Annotated in this window: 12 protein-coding genes; 8 read left to right on the forward strand and 4 right to left on the reverse strand. The window is 34.0% G+C overall.

Annotation, left to right across the window (positions count from 1 at the left end):
* Positions 1-21 precede the first annotated feature (21 nt).
* Positions 22-1581, reverse strand: a complete 1560-nt coding sequence (locus tag APR43_RS21275) for a RagB/SusD family nutrient uptake outer membrane protein (protein WP_053472923.1) — start codon at positions 1579-1581, stop codon at positions 22-24.
* A 30-nt stretch (positions 1582-1611) separates the two neighbouring features.
* Complete coding sequence (locus APR43_RS21280; RefSeq protein ID WP_053472924.1) at positions 1612-4668, reverse strand: SusC/RagA family TonB-linked outer membrane protein; 3057 nt, start codon at positions 4666-4668, stop codon at positions 1612-1614.
* Positions 4669-5229: 561 nt separating this feature from the next.
* Here APR43_RS21280 and APR43_RS21285 point away from each other — a divergent pair.
* Entirely contained in the window at positions 5230-5919 is a 690-nt protein-coding gene (locus tag APR43_RS21285) for an NUDIX hydrolase (protein ID WP_053473033.1), read from the forward strand.
* 486 nt (positions 5920-6405) lie between these two features.
* Here the strand turns inward: APR43_RS21285 and APR43_RS21290 are convergent, their stop codons facing one another.
* Complete coding sequence (locus tag APR43_RS21290; protein WP_053472925.1) at positions 6406-7404, reverse strand: GntR family transcriptional regulator; 999 nt, start codon at positions 7402-7404, stop codon at positions 6406-6408.
* Between the two features lie 103 nt (positions 7405-7507).
* Here APR43_RS21290 and APR43_RS21295 point away from each other — a divergent pair, with 103 nt between their 5' ends.
* The 5 genes from APR43_RS21295 (at position 7508) to APR43_RS21315 (ending at position 13514) form a co-directional block, all read left to right on the forward strand.
* Positions 7508-8563, forward strand: coding sequence for an aldose epimerase family protein (locus APR43_RS21295; RefSeq protein ID WP_053472926.1), 1056 nt, complete (start codon positions 7508-7510; stop codon positions 8561-8563).
* 17 nt (positions 8564-8580) lie between these two features.
* Positions 8581-9741: a galactokinase gene (gene galK / locus APR43_RS21300; RefSeq protein ID WP_053472927.1), complete on the forward strand. Its 1161-nt coding sequence runs from the start codon at positions 8581-8583 to the stop codon at positions 9739-9741.
* A gap of 15 nt (positions 9742-9756) precedes the next feature.
* Positions 9757-10818: a UDP-glucose--hexose-1-phosphate uridylyltransferase gene (locus tag APR43_RS21305; RefSeq protein ID WP_053472928.1), complete on the forward strand. Its 1062-nt coding sequence runs from the start codon at positions 9757-9759 to the stop codon at positions 10816-10818.
* A 248-nt stretch (positions 10819-11066) separates the two neighbouring features.
* Positions 11067-12752: a sodium/sugar symporter gene (locus APR43_RS21310; RefSeq protein ID WP_053472929.1), complete on the forward strand. Its 1686-nt coding sequence runs from the start codon at positions 11067-11069 to the stop codon at positions 12750-12752.
* A 156-nt stretch (positions 12753-12908) separates the two neighbouring features.
* Complete coding sequence (locus APR43_RS21315; protein ID WP_053472930.1) at positions 12909-13514, forward strand: hypothetical protein; 606 nt, start codon at positions 12909-12911, stop codon at positions 13512-13514.
* Positions 13515-13703: 189 nt separating this feature from the next.
* Here APR43_RS21315 and APR43_RS21320 read toward each other — a convergent pair whose 3' ends face one another.
* Positions 13704-14954, reverse strand: a complete 1251-nt coding sequence (locus APR43_RS21320) for an NAD(P)/FAD-dependent oxidoreductase (RefSeq protein WP_053472931.1) — start codon at positions 14952-14954, stop codon at positions 13704-13706.
* A 101-nt stretch (positions 14955-15055) separates the two neighbouring features.
* On the opposite strand from APR43_RS21320, the gene hutH reads away from it, so the two are divergent.
* Both hutH and APR43_RS21330 read left to right on the forward strand, forming a co-directional pair.
* Positions 15056-16576 carry a histidine ammonia-lyase gene (gene hutH, locus APR43_RS21325; RefSeq protein ID WP_053472932.1) on the forward strand — a complete coding sequence of 507 codons (1521 nt, stop codon included), beginning with the start codon at positions 15056-15058 and terminating at the stop codon, positions 16574-16576.
* A 27-nt stretch (positions 16577-16603) separates the two neighbouring features.
* Entirely contained in the window at positions 16604-17713 is a 1110-nt protein-coding gene (locus tag APR43_RS21330; RefSeq protein WP_053473034.1) for a WG repeat-containing protein, read from the forward strand.
* Positions 17714-17721 lie beyond the last annotated feature (8 nt).

Genomic DNA, 17721 nt, shown 5'->3' on the forward strand with positions numbered 1-17721 from the left:
CTGCGACTGAAAACTGAAAACTCAATAACTGTCATTCTGTTTTGTTCCCGGATTATTATCCATTTCTAACTGCGGAATTGGGAAATATTCACGTCCTGCTGTATACGAATTAAACTCGGCGTCTCTTGTTTTCAGCCATGCTAATTTTGTTGGATTTTGAAGCCAACCCCAGCGGCGTATGTCATCGAAACGGTGGCCTTCCAGAGGGAATTCTAAAAATCTTTCGTGACCAATCTGCTCTCTCATTTGGTCTTGGTTCATTCCCGGTTTTGTAACGGATAAATCGGGAAGATTTACTCGGTTTCTAACCATTTGAATATACGTATATGCTCCTGGAGTATCGCCAGTTTCGTTTAAAGTTTCGGCATACATTAAAAGGATATCGGCATATCTTAACAATCGTTCGTTAATTCCCGAACGCCAGTCGTATTCGTCTGCAAATTCTCCATCAGAATTTTGGTATTTTCTACAGAATAAATCGTTTAAATCTCCGGGACTTGAAGCATAAAAAGCCGCAAAATCTCTTCCGTATAATTTTGTTCCGGGTTTATTGTAAAAAATAGTAGCATCTAAACGCGGATCAACGTCTCCAGTTTTTGTTTTTTCTTCCTGAAATTCATTAAATAATGCCCATGTTGGCTGCACATCTGTCCATCCAAAAGCTCTTGGTGCATACGTAATCGCACGAGCAGATGTTTTCCCCCAGCCAGATGCAGGTGCACCGCCCCAGCCTAAATCAACACCGCCGGCATCTCTGCTAAATTGTACTTCAAACAGGGATTCTGAATTATTTTCGTTTGCTGTTGTAAAATTATCTCGATAGTTTGAAACCAATGAATACACTCCTAAATCAATAACTTGTTTAAAAGTAGTTCTGGCATTTGTAAAATCTTTAGTAAATAAATAGGCTTTTCCTAAATATCCTAAAGCGGCTCCTTTTGTAGCACGTCCTTTTTGACCTGCATCCGGACCTGTAACTCCAACGTAAGAATTAGGCAGTAATTCAGCTGCTGTTTTAAAATCGGCAATAACCTGAGCCCAGCCTTCTTCATTTGATTTCTGCGGATGATATACCTCAACGTCTAACGGAATTGGTACATTTTTAAACATATTTACGGCGTGAAATAAATACAATCCTCTTAAAAAATAAGCTTGTCCCAAAATTCTGTTTTTAAGCGCTTCATTTTCAAATTGAATATCAGGAACATTGGTTAAAACCTGATTGGCACGATAAATACCTTGATAATAAGTTTCAAAAGCCCATCCGTAAATCGCTGCATCGGCTACATTGGAATTAAAATGTCCAACATTATACATAGACGGCCAAGGACTGTTTGTACGAGAATCATCTGCTTTGGCATCTAATAATAATGGCGTACTTCTCATGTACGTTCCATCTGTTAATAAACTCCCGTATACGGCATTAATTCCTTCAAGTGCATCCTGATCTGTTTTCCAAAAAGAATCTACTGCATCATTATTTGGGTCGAGTTGGGTCAAATCTTCATCATCAACACAGCTTGTAGTTACAACAGCCAGTGAAAAGAAAATCGCTATATAGTTAAATATTTTATATTTCATTTTAATACGTTTTTAGTTGGTTAGGCTAGTTTAAAAATTTACTTCAACACCCAAAGAAATAGTTCTTGGATTTGGAAAAGATCCTGCGTCATATCCTCTCGAAAGTAGTCCGTCACTATTAAAATCAGGATCGTAACCCTTGTATTTCGTGATCGTTAATAAGTTCTGCCCATTGATGTAAACCTTAGCGCTTTGAATAAATTTATCTTTTAACGGAATGTTATAACCTAATTCCATTGTTTGCAGTCTTACATAATCACCGCTTTCAATAAATCTGTTTGAGTCTCTTGAATTTCCGTTAGGATCACCAATAACCGGAGCCGGAACGTTAGTATTTGTATTAGTTGGCGTCCAGTAATTTAATTCGTCTGTGTGGTGATTTGTATATTGTCCAATCATCAAATTACGGTACATGGCATTGAAAATTTTATTTCCGCCGCTGCCCTGCCAGAACATGGAGAAATCAAAATTGGCATAAGAAGCACTAAAATTCACTCCGAAACCATATTTAGGAATTGTTACACCCTGAAAAGTTCTGTCGGCATCTGTAATGGCGCCGTCGCCGTTTACATCTTTAAATTTAATATCTCCGGGAGCTGCTCCGGTTTGTGTTGGAGAAGCCGCAACCTCAGCTGCATTTTGGAAAATTCCAATTGCTTCCCATGCAAAAAGTTCACCCACAGATCTTCCTACTTCTGTTTTTGAAACTGCTCCATAAAGTGGATTTGAGTTCACTCCAATTTTAGTAACTTCATTTTTCAGCGTTCCAAAATTGGCCGAAATATCATATTTAAATTTATGATGATGATTACTGTATGATGCTGTAAATTCTAAACCATGATTTTTCATGTCTCCTGCATTAGTAAAAATACTCGCCGGAAAAGCTCCTGTAGAAAACGGCAGCGGCACCGTAACTAAGATATCTGTTACTTTTTTAGAAAAATATTCTGCTGTAAATTGTAAATCGTTATTAAAAAAACCAAGTTCTAAGGCAATGTTGTTACTGCTTGTTTTCTCCCATTTTACATTTGGGTCAAGAGAACTTACTACGGTTGTACCCGGTGCCAGTTCGTTGTTGAAATCGTATCCGGCGAAACTGTTTACTGTTGAAGCAAAAAAGTATTGCGGAATCGTGTTATTACCTAATGTACCGTAACCACCGCGAAGTTTAATATTGCTGATCCATTTTGGTAAGGTTATGAATTTTTCGTTGCTGATTTTCCATCCTCCTGAAAAAGAATAAAAATTTGCCGAATTATTGATCTCACTAAAAAGAGAGGTTTTATCTTGTCTAAAATTGGCCTGAAGCAAATATCTGTCATCATAAGAATAATTTAATCTGCTGATATAAGATATTCCGGTTATGGTAAATTTATATTCACCTGCATCTCTGGAATCTGCGTACTGCATCATGCTTATTTCGCCCGGTTTAAAACCTACGCCTCTTGACCAGTGATTGTAATTTTCTCTTCTTTCCTGAATCCATCCGGCAAGAGCGTCTAGTTTATGTTTTCCAAGCGTAACTTCATAAGTCAGTAAATTATTCAGGAACGTTCTTAATTCATTTCCGTTAGAAATATCTAAGGAAGCTTCGTCATTTGTGGTGATATAATACCATCCTAAATCACTTGGCGGAATAAATTTTCTGTTTTGCCAGTCGGTTCTGTCATAACTTACATCGAGTTTATATTTTAATCCTTTTACGATTTCAATTTCTCCCCATACATCACCAAGGAAACGGTTTCTTTTTCCATTGTTTTCAATTAGATTATTATATCCAATTGGGTTCATAGAAATCGCTCTTTGCGTTAAATTATCTGTTCCGCCGTATCCGCCCAATCGGTTAGAATCATAAACGGGCATTGTTGGAACTGCTCCTAATATGTCGCTGATAACCGTTTGTCCTGCGTTGTATTCATTAAAAATTTCTTTATCAGATTGTGTGTAGCCTATTTTTACACCGTATTTGAATTTTCCTTTTTTACCATTCAAATTCAAATTGGTAGACAATCTCTCATAATCCTGAGGCGTTTTAATATAACTGGTGTTTTTAAAATAATCGACATTAAAACTATAGGCAATGTTTTCTGCACCTCCGTTAAGTGTAAGCGCCTGATTTTGTACAACTCCTGTTTGTAAAGCTTCTTTTTGCCAGTCTGTGTTTACATTTGTAATATAAGAAGGGCTGTTTGGATCATTTCCCGGTGCAATACTTACGGGAACACCCGCTCTAATATCTCTGTTTCTTTCGGCTTCGCTGGTGATTTTTTGGTAACCTTCACGATCTGTAACATCCCATTTTTTAGCCACATTCTGAAGTCCTACGATCGATTTGAATTTAACGTCCATTCGGCCCGCTTTCCCTTTTTTTGTTGTAATAATTACGACTCCATTTGCACCGCGAACACCATAAATTGCTGCCGAAGAAGCGTCTTTTAAAACCTGCATAGATTCTATTTCTCCCGGAGCAAAATCATACGGAGCGTCTACCATAATTCCGTCGATTACAAAAAGCGGATTATTATTGGTAAAGGAAGTTATCCCTCTAATTTTTATATTGACAAAACCTCCCGGCTCTCCTGATGATTGTACGGTTACACCCGGAACTTGTCCTTGGAGCATTTTTGCCGCATCATAAGTAACTGTTTTTTTTGCCGACTCTAAATTTACAACACTTACAGAACCGGTTAAGTCTGATTTCTTTTGGGTTCCGTAACCAATAACAACAACTTCGTTTAATTTGTTTGTGTCTTCGTTTAAGGCTACGTCTATTTTTAATTGATTTGCTACCGGGATTTCACGAATTTGAAATCCTATAAATGAATAAACTAAAACATCTGTAGAAGATGCTTTAATCGAATACTCTCCGTCAAATCCAGTTGTGACAACTGTTTTGGTTCCTTTTATCATGATATTTACTCCCGGCAAAGGCAAATTGTCTTGTGCCGAAGTGACAACTCCATTAATCGTTTTGCCTTGAGCCGACATTTGATTAACAGAAAAAATTAGCATGCAAATTGCTAAAATCCAGTCTTTTTTTGGCAATAAAAAATTGCAGTAAAAAATTAATTGTTGGTTTGTTATCATACTGGTTTGTTTAAGGTTGGTTTTGTGGTTAGCTAATAAGTGTTAATCTTACATTTGTAAATTTAAATAAAAAAAATGCGCAAAAACAAATTAATATGACAAAAAAACATCTGAAAAAAAACACATATCATAATTTAAGTGTGTTTATAACATTTAAAAAATTGTTGTTTATTTCAAAAAAAGAAACGTTTTTGATGTGTTAATTGTGTAAAAACTACACTTTTAATCAAAAAGCCACTTTTTAATCAAAAAAATGGCTTGATGAAAAAAGATATAAATGAGTTGTTTTTTAATCATTTAAATGTGATTTGTTTACTAATTTTGTAAATAAAAACTTATTTAAATAGTAGGTGTTTTTAAGTTTTTTTCAAAAAACTGTCCTGTATTATCCTGTTTTTGAATTAAAAAAATCATAAAAAAGAAAAATGAATGTTATTTTTGTCCAAAAAGTGATTTTTTTAACTCTATTTTTGAAGTGTTATTATTGTAAGTGTGAAATCTACATTAATAAATTATGAAACAATTGAGGAAGTTTATATCTTTACCAATAAAATATTGAATATGCTAAACAGTTATAGCTCTGCCGATAAGGTTTTACTAGCGGTAGATTGTATTATTTTTGGATTCGACAGTGATGGTTTAAAAATACTTTTAATTCAAAGGGACTTTGAACCTGAAAAGGGAAAATGGTCTTTAATTGGGGGGTTTTTAAAACGTGATGAAGTTTTAGACGATGCGGCTATCCGAATTTTAAATACATATACAGGTCTTAACGATATCTACATGGAGCAGTTATATGCTTACAGTGAAATTGATCGTGACCCTGTCGAAAGAACAATTTCGGTTTCGTATTTTGCTTTGATTAATATCGAAAACCATAATGAAGAACTAATTAAAAATTATCACGCTGAATGGTTTCCTATTAACGAAGCACCGCATTTAATTTTTGACCACAATGACATGGTTCAAAATGCGATAAAAAGACTTCGTTATAAAACTTCGATAAAACCAATCGGGTTTGAATTACTTCCGGAAAAGTTTACCATGCGTCAGCTTTTAGAATTATATGAAGCGATTTTAAGCAAAGAATTAGATAAGAGAAACTTTATCAGTAAAATAAATTCTCTTGAAATCCTGAATAAACTGGAAGAAAAAGATATGCAGTCGTCCAGAAAAGGATCTTATCTCTATACTTTTAATAAGGAAAAGTATGAAGAGAAATTACTTAATGATTTTGTATTGAATTTATAAGAAAGTTTAGCCCACGGATTTTACGGATTTGGACTAATCTTAATTTTTTTTCTGGGAAACCGAATAAAGTTTTTCACGCAGATTTTGCAGATACCGCAGATTATACGTTTTAAGTTTAGCCACAGATTAAAAGGATTAAAATGATTTTTTTTAATCTGTGTGAATCTTTTTAATCTGTGGCAATATCTATAAAAAAACAAAACCCTGAAATCCACAATTTTCAGGGTTTTTTCTTCAATAAAACTACTATTAAAAAAATAAACAAAATTATTTATTATCTTTTTTAACCTTGCTTTAAGCGGTCATTATGAACACTAACCGCTAAAACAAATTAATAAGTGTAAAATTTACATTTGCAAATGTAAGCAAAATATATCTTCAAAAACAAGAAATTGTTTTTTATTAATTTACTATTAGATTTTTCAAACAAAAAGCTGTTTTACTGTGATATAAACAATCATTTTGCTAAAACTCTTTGTTGAGTCATTACAAAGAATTTCGCATAATTAAGGATGATTTATTTTCAATTTGTTCCTTCTTTCCTTTAAGAACCATTTCGGCGAGGATTTTTCCCATGGCTTCAAAATGTGTCGAAATAGTAGTAATTCCGTTTGCTGCAATTTTTTTCAAAGGTGTTTCATTATAAGATATAATTCCAAAATCAGCTCCGAGTTTTAAATTTTTATCTCTGGCGTTTTCGATTACGCGAACTAAATCACGATCATTCGGAATTATATATAAATCTCCTTCGGTAATTTCTCTGTTTGTAAATTCGGCAATAACTTCCGATTCAAAATTATATTCGGCACAAAAATCTTCAAAACCCAATTTCATTCCCAGCGGTTCGCGAAAACCAGGAAAAATCAAAATCAGTTTTTTGTATTTACGCAAGCGTTCTTTTCCTCTATGCAATCCTTCAAAAATATCTTTTTGGTGATTTTGATAAATGGCCGGATATATTTTCAAATCAGGATTAGTCTGATCCAGTATAATTACGTCACCTACTGGTAGGGTTTTTATTGAAGCAACGATATCTTTTAAATTTGTGGGCATCAAAATGTATTTGGTATAATTGCCGTTGCTGTCATTTATGAGCTTTTGAAAAACCTGACTGTTGAAATGGTGGAAGAAAATATCGACCTGAACATTTTTTCCAATGTTGTTTAAAAACGAGTTATAAATATCTTCTTTAAAAATATTCAGCTCATCAAAAAGTAAAAAAATCTTTTGTTTTATAGTGATTTCAACGCTTTTAACGTAATATCCTTTTCCGGGAATGGCATAAATAATTCCTCTTTTTTTGAGTTCTTCATAGCCCAGCAATACGGTATCGCGCGATAATGAAAACGCCAGACAGACTTTATTTACTGATGGAAGCCTGTCGCCTTTTACTAATTTTTCTTCTTCAATTGCTTTTTCTATTGAAAGAATTATCTGCTTATATTTTGGCAGACCAATGTTGTTTTGAATCGAAATTATATTCATAGGAAAAGAGAAATTTTGTGCAATATACAAAAACTGGTAGGTACTGGTATGCAAAACTAAAGAAATGTTTCTATTTTTGAATTTCACTTTTGGCAAAATTTACATGGAAATAAAACATAAATCGCATTTAAAGGAAACTTATAATTCTAAATCCTTTGGTTTCACCCCAGATAATAACGAAATTCTTTCTTTAGAATTATCGAATAAAAATGGTATGAAAGTCGAGATTACAAATTATGGAGCGACTGTGACGTCAATACAAGTTCCGGTTTCAAACGGAAATCTTGTTGATGTGGTTTTAGGTTTTGATTCTGTTTCTTCTTATTTAGAATCTTATTTGCTGCCAAGTGCTCCTTATTTTGGAACAACCGTTGGACGTTACGCGGGAAGAATCAATAAAGGAACTTTTTCATTGAATGGAAAAACCTATGAGTTGGCCAAAAACAATAATGGAAATTCGCTGCATGGCGGAAATAATGGTTTTGGAAGAAAAGTATGGAATGTTACGAATCAAACTTTGGGCGAAAATCCTTCGATAACTTTTAGTCTTATAAGTGAAGATTTAGACGAAAATTATCCGGGAGAATTACATGTTGATTTAACGTATACTTTGACAGAAGAAAATGAATTGAAATTAGATTATAAAGCAGTTTCAACAGAAGATACCATTATAAATTTAACGCATCACAGTTATTTCAATCTGGACGGACACGATGGAAGTGTTTTGAATCAGAACGTTTTTATTGATGCTGAAAAAATAGTAGAAACAAATCACGAGAATATTCCAACCGGAAAATTTATTGATCTTACAAATCATGAATTTGATTTTAGAACAGCTAAAAATTGTCTCGCTTCAATAGATAATTCTTTTGTGATCGAACCGACAAACAACGTTGCGGCAATTTTATCGAGCTCAAAAAATAATTTAAAAATGAGCGTTTATACAGATCAGCCAAGTGTACATATATATGTAGGCGGAAACTGTTTTGATATTTTAAAAGGAAAAAATGATGTAGTTTACCATAAAACAAGCGGAATTTGTTTTGAAACTCAAAATTTTCCAGATGCTCCAAACCACGCACATTTTCCGAATTCGGTTTTGAAAAAAGGCGAAGAGTATATTCAGAAAACGGTTTACAAATTTGAAAATATAAACTAACTACCTATTACAATATAATGAATGATATTTTAATACAAAATACTACTGCTTTTTTTGAGAAATCATTTGGCTCGAAGCCAGAAAAAGTGGTGCTTTCTCCGGGAAGAATTAATATTATTGGAGAACATATTGATTACAATGACGGTTTTGTTTTACCGGCTGCAATTGATAAAGTGATTTGTTTTGCTTTTGAAAAAAACAATTCAAAAAAATCAAAAGTAATCGCAATTGATTTAAATGAAGAATTTGAAATTGATTTAACTCAGGAAGTAAAACTGAGCGATGTTGTCTGGACAAATTACATTCGCGGTGTTATAAAACAATTGCAGGATAACGGATATTCGTTTGACGGTTTCAATTGTGTTTTTAGCAGTAATATTCCGGTTGGTTCCGGATTGTCTTCTTCTGCGGCTTTAGAGTGCGGAACTTTATTTGGAATCAAACAACTTTTTGATTTAAAAATTGAAAAAGTTGACATAGCATTATTAGGACAAAAAGCAGAACACTGGGTTGGAATTAACTGCGGAATTATGGACCAGTTTTCGAGCGTTCACGGTCTTGAAAACAAGGTTATAAAACTAGATTGCAACACGCTTGATTTTGAATATCACAATGCCGATTTTAAAGATTATTCCTTGATTTTAATGGATAGTAATGTAAAACATTCTCTTTTTACATCGGAGTATAACACGCGCAGAATTGAGTGTGAACAAGGTTTGGCTATTATTAAAAGTAATTTTCCTGAAGTAAAAAGTTTCAGGGATTGTTCTGAAGAACAGCTTTTAAGTATTCAGGATAAAATGAGCGAAACGGTTTTTAAAAGGGTTCATTTTGTTGTAAAAGAAATCAACCGGGTTATAAAAGCCTGCGAAGCGCTGGACAATGGAGATATTGAACTTTTAGGACAATTGCTTTTTGAAACGCATTATGGTTTATCCCAGGAATATGAAGTAAGCTGCGCTGAGTTAGACATGCTTGTAGACACTGCAAAAGCAGATGATGCCATTATTGGTTCTCGCGTTATGGGAGGCGGTTTTGGAGGCTGTACTATAAATTTAATAAAAAAAGGACATGAAAATCAGGTAAAAAGTAAGTTTTCAAATCTTTATTTAGATACATTTGGGATTGAATTAAAATTTTATGATGTAAAAATCTCAAACGGAACAACATTACTTTAATACCGACACAACACAATGAAAAATTTTGACATTAACGAAGATCCCCACAGACGTTTTAATCCCTTAATTAATGAATGGGTTTTGGTTTCACCTCATCGTGCAAAACGTCCGTGGCAGGGACAAAATGAAACCATTTCGACTGAATCACTTCCTAAACACGATCCCGAGTGTTATTTATGTCCGGGAAATGTTCGTGCAAACGGAGTAAGTAATCCGGCATACAAAAACAGCTTTGTTTTCGACAATGATTTTGCTGCTTTAAAACAGGATGAAATTATTTTTGAAGAAGATATTAAGCACACATTTTTTAAGGCAAAACCAGAACAGGGAATTTCGAGAGTGGTTTGTTTTTCTCCAAGACACGATCTTACACTTCCGGAAATGGAAGTTTCAGACATTGAAAATATTGTAAAAACCTGGCAGAAAGAATATACTGATTTAGGAAATATAAAATATATTAATCACGTTCAGATTTTTGAAAATAAAGGAAGTGTTATGGGCTGCAGCAACCCGCACCCGCACGGGCAAATCTGGGCACAGTCTTCATTGCCAACTCAGGTTGAAAAAACGCATAACAGCTTAAAATCCTATTTTGATAAAAACCAAAGAACTTTATTAGAAGATTACGTTCAGGCCGAATTAAAAGTAGGAAGCCGTATCGTAATCGAAAACGAACATTTTGTGGCATTAGTTCCGTTTTGGGCAATCTGGCCTTATGAAACAATGATTGTAAGCAAAAGAGCGATCAGCAAAATCACTGATTTTACGGCTGAAGAAGTTTCGGCTTATGCCAAAATTTTAAAGCAGTTAACAATCAAATACGATAATTTATTCAACACTTCATTTCCGTATTCGTCAGGAATTCATCAGGCACCAACAGATGGTTTTGATCATCCGGAATGGCATTTCCACATGCATTTTTATCCGCCGTTGCTTCGTTCTGCAACTGTAAAAAAATTCATGGTGGGTTACGAAATGATGGGAGAATCGCAAAGAGATATTACTCCGGAGAAAAGTGCCGAAATTTTAAGACAACAAGCGGAAGTGCATTATAAAAATGCAGTAAAAATTGACTAAATTTTTACGCTGATAGCCTGTAATTTGAAAATTTAACAGAATAATTTGTTTATAAATGTAAATAACACATTTAAAATGATTGTTTTTTAAGTTTTTATTTTAAATTTGGCTTTCGTTCTTGTTTTAATAAAAAAATAACAGAATAAAAACACATATTTCATTTTTAAACACATTAAACCACATAAATATTAATTTCAACTTTTAACTTAAACAATCACCTATACTAATTATCTAAAATACTATTAACAATGAAGTCAAACCTCGCACTCGCAGATTATGCGGTTTTTATTATTTATTTTATCGTAGTATCTGTCTACGGTTACACCGTTTATCGCAAACGTAAACAAGACGAGCACGATGCTAAAGCTTATTTTCTTGCCGAAGGAAATTTAACCTGGTGGGCAATTGGAGCTTCGTTAATTGCATCAAACATTTCAGCAGAACAATTCATCGGGATGAGTGGTGAAGGTTTCTTTTTAGGAATCGCCGTTGCTGCTTATGAATGGCTTGCTGCTGTTGCCTTAATTATTGTAGCCGTTTGGTTCATTCCGGTGTATCTTAAAAATAAGATATATACTATGCCTCAATTCTTAAAAACACGTTATAACGAATCGACTGCGTTGATTATGGCTGTTTTCTGGTTGTTTTTATATGTATTTGTAAACTTAACTTCTATCCTGTATTTAGGGGCAGTTGCCATTGACGGTCTTGCCGGTGGAGGATATCTTCACATTATTATGATCGGTCTGGCTGTGTTTGCCTTATTTATTTCTCTTGGAGGAATGAAAGTTGTGGCTTATACAGATGTTATTCAGGTAGCGGTTTTAATCATTGGAGGTTTAGTAACTTCATACATTGCGCTTACAACTGTTGGGAGTGCTTTTGGAGTTGGAGAAAATGCAATTGCAGGTTTTAAAGTTTTAATGAGAGAAGCTCCTGAACATTTCAAAATGATTATACCAAGACCAACCGCAACTTCATCTCAACTTGAAATCAATAAATATTTAACTTTCCCAGGTTTGATGTCTTACCTTGCAGGTATCTGGATCATCAACTTAAACTATTGGGGATGTAACCAATACATTACACAAAGAGCTCTTGGTGCAGATTTACAAACGGCTCGTACCGGAATTTTATTTGCTGGTATGCTAAAATTATTAATGCCTTTAATTGTAATGCTTCCTGGAATTGCAGCTTTTGTTTTGTACAAAGACGGTCATTTACCTCAATTAGTTGGTGGAAAAGATGGAGCTTATTCGGCTGTGTTAACGTTTCTTCCAACGGGCCTTAAAGGACTTTCTGTTGCGGCATTAACTGCTGCAATTGTAGCTTCATTAGCTGGAAAAGTAAACAGTATCTCTACTATTTATACTTTAGATGTTCATAAAAAATACATTCAAAAACAAGCTGGCGAAAAACAACAGGTAAATATTGGTAGAATTGCTGTTTTCGCTGCTATGCTTTTGGCTGTTTTATTTACATGGAATGACCTTCTTGGAATTGGAGGAGAAGGTGGATTCACATTCATTCAAAAATACACTGGTTTCATTAGCCCTGGAGTTTTCGCTATGTTCTTCCTTGGTATGTTCTGGAAAAGAACTACTGGAACTGCCGCTATTGTTGGGGTAATTTTAGGATTTCTTTTATCTGTATTATTCAACGAATATGCTCCGGCTTTATTTGGAAACGAAACTTTATTATATACGGCTTATCCTAATGGAAAAGGTGCATTCGAAATTCCTTTCCACATTTGCATGGGATTATCATTCTTCTTTACGATGTTAGCTATGATTGGAATCAGTTTTGCTGGACCAAAAGTAAATCCAAAAGCGTTTGAAATAGACTCTGAAATGTTTAAAGTAAAACCACAAACAACAGTTTTAATTGTAATTACATTACTGATTATCGTAGCATTGTACGTTAAATTCTGGTAATTTTTTAATAAGTAATTTTGAAGTGAAAAGGGATCCTGTATGGGATCCCTTTTTTATTTCAAGTAATTTAAATTATAATTTTATTTTAACAAGAAAAATGTTTATCTAAACATTTTAATTACTTTTAGCCCAGTAATTAACCAAAATAAATAAAAAATGAAAAAATTAATTTTTGCTTTATTTATTATTTCCAGAACCGCTTTTGCTCAGGACATGGAAGTAGTAAAAGGAAACTTTGATTTCTTAAAAGATCAAAAAGAAATCAATACCATATTTGATTATAGCAGCTTCACTATGATGAAAGAAAAAAAATCTGAAGCGCAGTACATTAAAGAACACAAAGCCGATTTAGACGAAAAAGCAAAAGGAAACGGAAATCTTTGGGAAAAAAGATGGGTTGTTGCAAAAGATCAAATCTGGACTCCTAAATTTTTAGAAATAGGAAACATCGTATTATCTAAAGCTGGAAAAGATGTAAATTTTCAGGAAGGATTAAATACTCCTTATACTTTAATTGTACAAACGGTATGGATTTATCCGGGCTGGGATGCAGGAATTATGAAACAACCTGCAAAAGTTACTACAAATCTTAAATTTGTTGAAACGGCAAACAAATCAAATGTTTTATTAGAGATTACAAGCGAAGAAGCTCCCGGAGATCAATGGGGAAGTAATTTTAGCAATGAAACAAGAATTGGTGAAGGATTCGCCAAAACTGCAAAATCATTATCTAAGCTTTTATTGAAAAAAGCATTTAAATAAAAACATTTAATATTCCGTAGGAATATCTCGTTGGTAGAAAAATAGTTTTGTTTCGCATTTTGTCCTGTAGGGACATCTGTTACAACAATCAAACGTTCCTATGGAACGTGTACCGCAATTTGAATTTTAATTCTACCAAGCAGACATTCCTACGGAATGAATTGTTTTTCGAATAAAAAAAAGCCCTGATTATTCAGGGCTTTGTTCTTTTTGCATATTTAGTAAATACGCCATATTGGCTATTACATGATCATGTTTCTTGACAAACGAATTCTCTTCGTTCCAAACATATCCTGCTAATACAGCACAAATTTTTTCTTTTACTTCAGGATTTTCCGGTTGATGGAAAAATAAAGTCTGAAGGTTTCCGGTATACCATTCCTTCACATATGTTGTAAATACTGAAATTCCACGTTTCATATATTGTGTAAATTCAACTTCCCAGTCCACAGGAATTCCCTGCGATTCTTTTAAGTATAATTTTGCCGCCAGCATTCCAGACTCCGTTGCAAAAGCTACTCCAGACGAAAAAACCGGATCAAGAAATTCAGAACTGTTTCCTGTTAAAGCAAAACCATCGCCGTACATTCTTTTTACCGCCCTCGAATAATTTTCCAGTTTTACAGGTTCAAATAAAAATTCTGTGCCTTTAAATCTTTTAATATAATAATCTGATAGCTGAATAGCGTTTTTCAAAGCTTCTGCATTATCTTTATTTTCAGAAAGTGAATTAATAAAATCTGTTGGCCCAACAACACCTAAACTCGTATTTCCGTTAGAAAACGGAATTACCCAAAGCCATACTTCAGTTTCTAAAATATCAAATGAAATCTGCGTTCCTTCCTCACCTTCCGGTCTGTTAATATCTTTTACGTGTGTAAAAATCGAAGAATGCGGGTCTAATTTCGACGGAGTATCTAAATCTAAAAGTCTTGGCAAAACACGTCCGTATCCGCTGGAATCGACGATAAATTTAGCATGGATTTCTTTTAAATTTCCGTCCTTATCTTTTACAATTGTTTTTGAATTTTTTCCTTCAAAAGAAACTTCTAAAACTTCCGTTTCAAATTCCAGGTCAACACCTTTACGAACCACTTCCTGCGCCATTGTGTTATCAAAATCAGCTCTCGGAATCTGCCAGGTCCAGTCCCAGCCTTCTCCAAATTTCTTGCTGAAATCAAAAACGCAAATCTCTTCGCCCCTAATAAAACGGGCTCCAAGTTTCTTTTCAAAGTTCATCGAATTAAGAGCATCAAATAATTCTGCTTCTGCAAAATGATCCATTACTCTTGGAATTAAGCTTTCGCCCACAACAAGTCTTGGAAACTTCTGTTTCTCAACAACTTTCACCTTAACATTGTTTTTATGAAGATACGATGCCGATACGCATCCAGATGGTCCGGCGCCTATTACTAAAACATCTACAAACTCCTTTGTCATAATAAAAATATTATCAATTATTAACCTACATTTGCCATCATCAAAATAACTACATTTATTTTGATAAATAAAATTAAATTAGCACAACCAAAAACGAGTTAATGAATACAATTAATGAATATTTAAGTTTAGCAGAGTTTGAAGCCATAATCTTTGGGAATCAAAAAGTTACAATTAGTGATGTAGTTCTAAACCGAGTAAATGAAAGCTTCAATTTCTTAAAAGAATTCTCTGGAAATAAAGTAATTTACGGCGTAAACACAGGCTTTGGCCCAATGGCGCAATACAGAATTAAAGAGTCTGATCAAATTCAGCTTCAATATAATTTAATCCGCAGCCACTCTTCTGGAACTGGAAAACCATTAAATGCAGCTTGTGCAAAAGCAGCTATTTTGGCTCGATTAAATACACTTTCATTAGGAAATTCTGGTGTTCATCCGTCAGTAATTCATTTAATGTCTGAACTTATTAACAGAGATATTACACCTTTAATATTTGAACACGGCGGCGTTGGTGCCAGCGGTGACTTAGTGCAGTTATCACATTTAGCTTTAGTTTTAATAGGCGAAGGTGAAGTTTTTTATAAAGGCGAAAGAAGACCAACTCCTGAAGTTTTTGAAATTGAAGGTTTAAAACCAATTCAGGTAGAAATTAGAGAAGGTCTGGCATTAATCAACGGAACTTCTGTAATGACAGGAATTGGCGTTGTAAATGTATATCACGCTAAAAAATTATTAGACTGGTCATTAAAATCTTCTTGCGCCATAAACGAATTGGTTCAGGCATATGATGATCATTTTTCTGCAGAATTAAACCAAACAAAACGTCATAAAGGACAGCAGGAAATTGCGGCTAAAATGCGTCAGAATCTTTCAGACAGTACATTAATCCGTAAAAGAGAAGACCATTTATATTCTGGTGAAAACACCGAAGAAATCTTCAAAGAAAAAGTTCAGGAATATTATTCATTAAGATGTGTTCCTCAAATTTTAGGACCTGTTTTAGAAACGATCAATAATGTAGCCTCTATTCTGGAAGACGAATTTAACTCGGCAAACGACAATCCAATTATCGACGTAAAAAATCAGCACGTTTATCACGGAGGAAATTTCCACGGAGATTATATTTCGCTGGAAATGGATAAACTGAAAATCGTTATTACAAAATTAACGATGCTTGCAGAACGTCAGCTGAATTATTTATTGAATTCAAAAATCAACGAATTACTGCCTCCGTTTGTGAACTTAGGAACATTAGGATTTAATTTCGGAATGCAGGGAGTTCAGTTTACAGCAACTTCAACAACTGCCGAAAGTCAAATGCTATCCAACCCAATGTACGTTCACAGTATTCCAAACAACAATGACAATCAGGACATTGTAAGTATGGGAACAAACGCTGCGGTAATTACATCAAAAGTAATCGAAAATGCTTTTGAAGTATTGGCAATCGAAATGATTACCATTGTTCAGGCAATTGATTATTTAGGACAAAAAGATAAAATTTCGTCTGTAAGCAAAAAATGGTATGATGATGTTAGAAATATAATTCCAACATTTAAGGAAGATCAGGTAATGTATCCATTTGTTCAAAATGTAAAAGATTATTTGATTAACAATTAATTGGACAGGAATCATATTTTAAAAAACATGAAGAAAATATTTTTTTTATTTCTAATAGCTTTTCAATTAGTTAATGCTCAAGAACTTGCTTTAGTTAAAAAAGACGGTAAATTTGGTCTTATTACAAAAGAAGGAACTTTTGCCGTTGAACCAAAATTTGACAGCGCAAGAGATTTTTCTGATGGATTAGCAGCTGTTAAACAAAATGGAAAATGGGGATATGTGGATAGAAAGGGAACTTTTGTAATTCCTCCAACATTTGATAATGCAAGAGATTTCAACAGCGGAATTGCTGCTATTGAAAAAAAAGCCGTTTGGTATTACATCAACAAACAAGGTGAAATATTAAAAGGTAATCCTGAATCTGATAAATTATTTGATTTTCATTACGGAGCAGCTTTTTTTAGACAAGCAGATAAAGTTGGGATCATCAATAATAAATTTGAAATTGTTCTGGCTCCAAAATATGATGTGATCAGAGCTTTTTATAATGGTTATGCAAAAGCTGCCGTAAATGATAAATGGGGAATTGTTGACCCATCTGGAAAAGAGGTTGTTGAAGCCATTTATGACGAAGTTGGTGATTATTACAACAACACAACCTGGGCAAAAAAAGGAAAAGATTATGGACTGGTTCATAACGGACAGTTTATTAAAATAGACGATGTAAGTGAATTTGGCGCTTTTGGAACGCAGGATTTAATTGCTGCGAAAAAAGACGCAAAATGGGGATTTATAAATTTTGAAGGACAATGGGTTCTTAAACCTCTATTTGACAAAACAAAACCATTCTCTAATAATCTAGCGCCTGTTCGCATTCGGGAAAAATGGGGTTATACCAATTTAGAAGGAATATGTGTGGTACAGCCAATGTACAATGATGCAGAACCTTTTAGCGAAAACGGACTTGCTGCTGTAAACAAAGGATACGGCTGGGGATTTATTAATGAAAGCGGAAAAGTAGTTATTCCGGCAGATTATGAAATTTCAGCAGCATTTGGAAGCTATATGCGTGAAGAAAAAGGATTTATTGGCGGATTAGCAAGAGTAAAACGCAACGGTAAATGGGGTTTTCTTAAACCAGATGGAAAGCTTTTAATCGAATGGTTTCAAAATGCTGAACTCTTTCAGGAATAAAAAAAGAA

Origin of the sequence: Flavobacterium sp. NLM (assembly GCF_002210235.1) — a bacterium.
In the GTDB taxonomy this organism is placed as follows: Bacteria; Bacteroidota; Bacteroidia; order Flavobacteriales; family Flavobacteriaceae; genus Flavobacterium; species Flavobacterium panici.

Coding starts and splice junctions, on each gene's coding strand:
- APR43_RS21275 (WP_053472923.1), bottom strand. CDS start 1,581: ATGAAATATAAAATATTTAACTATATAGCGATTTTCTTTTCACTGGCT.
- galK (WP_053472927.1), top strand. CDS start 8,581: ATGAATGATATTTTAATACAAAATACTACTGCTTTTTTTGAGAAATCA.
- APR43_RS21285 (WP_053473033.1), top strand. CDS start 5,230: ATGCTAAACAGTTATAGCTCTGCCGATAAGGTTTTACTAGCGGTAGAT.
- APR43_RS21295 (WP_053472926.1), top strand. CDS start 7,508: ATGGAAATAAAACATAAATCGCATTTAAAGGAAACTTATAATTCTAAA.
- APR43_RS21305 (WP_053472928.1), top strand. CDS start 9,757: ATGAAAAATTTTGACATTAACGAAGATCCCCACAGACGTTTTAATCCC.
- APR43_RS21310 (WP_053472929.1), top strand. CDS start 11,067: ATGAAGTCAAACCTCGCACTCGCAGATTATGCGGTTTTTATTATTTAT.
- APR43_RS21315 (WP_053472930.1), top strand. CDS start 12,909: ATGAAAAAATTAATTTTTGCTTTATTTATTATTTCCAGAACCGCTTTT.
- APR43_RS21330 (WP_053473034.1), top strand. CDS start 16,604: ATGAAGAAAATATTTTTTTTATTTCTAATAGCTTTTCAATTAGTTAAT.
- APR43_RS21290 (WP_053472925.1), bottom strand. CDS start 7,404: ATGAATATAATTTCGATTCAAAACAACATTGGTCTGCCAAAATATAAG.
- hutH (WP_053472932.1), top strand. CDS start 15,056: ATGAATACAATTAATGAATATTTAAGTTTAGCAGAGTTTGAAGCCATA.
- APR43_RS21280 (WP_053472924.1), bottom strand. CDS start 4,668: ATGATAACAAACCAACAATTAATTTTTTACTGCAATTTTTTATTGCCA.
- APR43_RS21320 (WP_053472931.1), bottom strand. CDS start 14,954: ATGACAAAGGAGTTTGTAGATGTTTTAGTAATAGGCGCCGGACCATCT.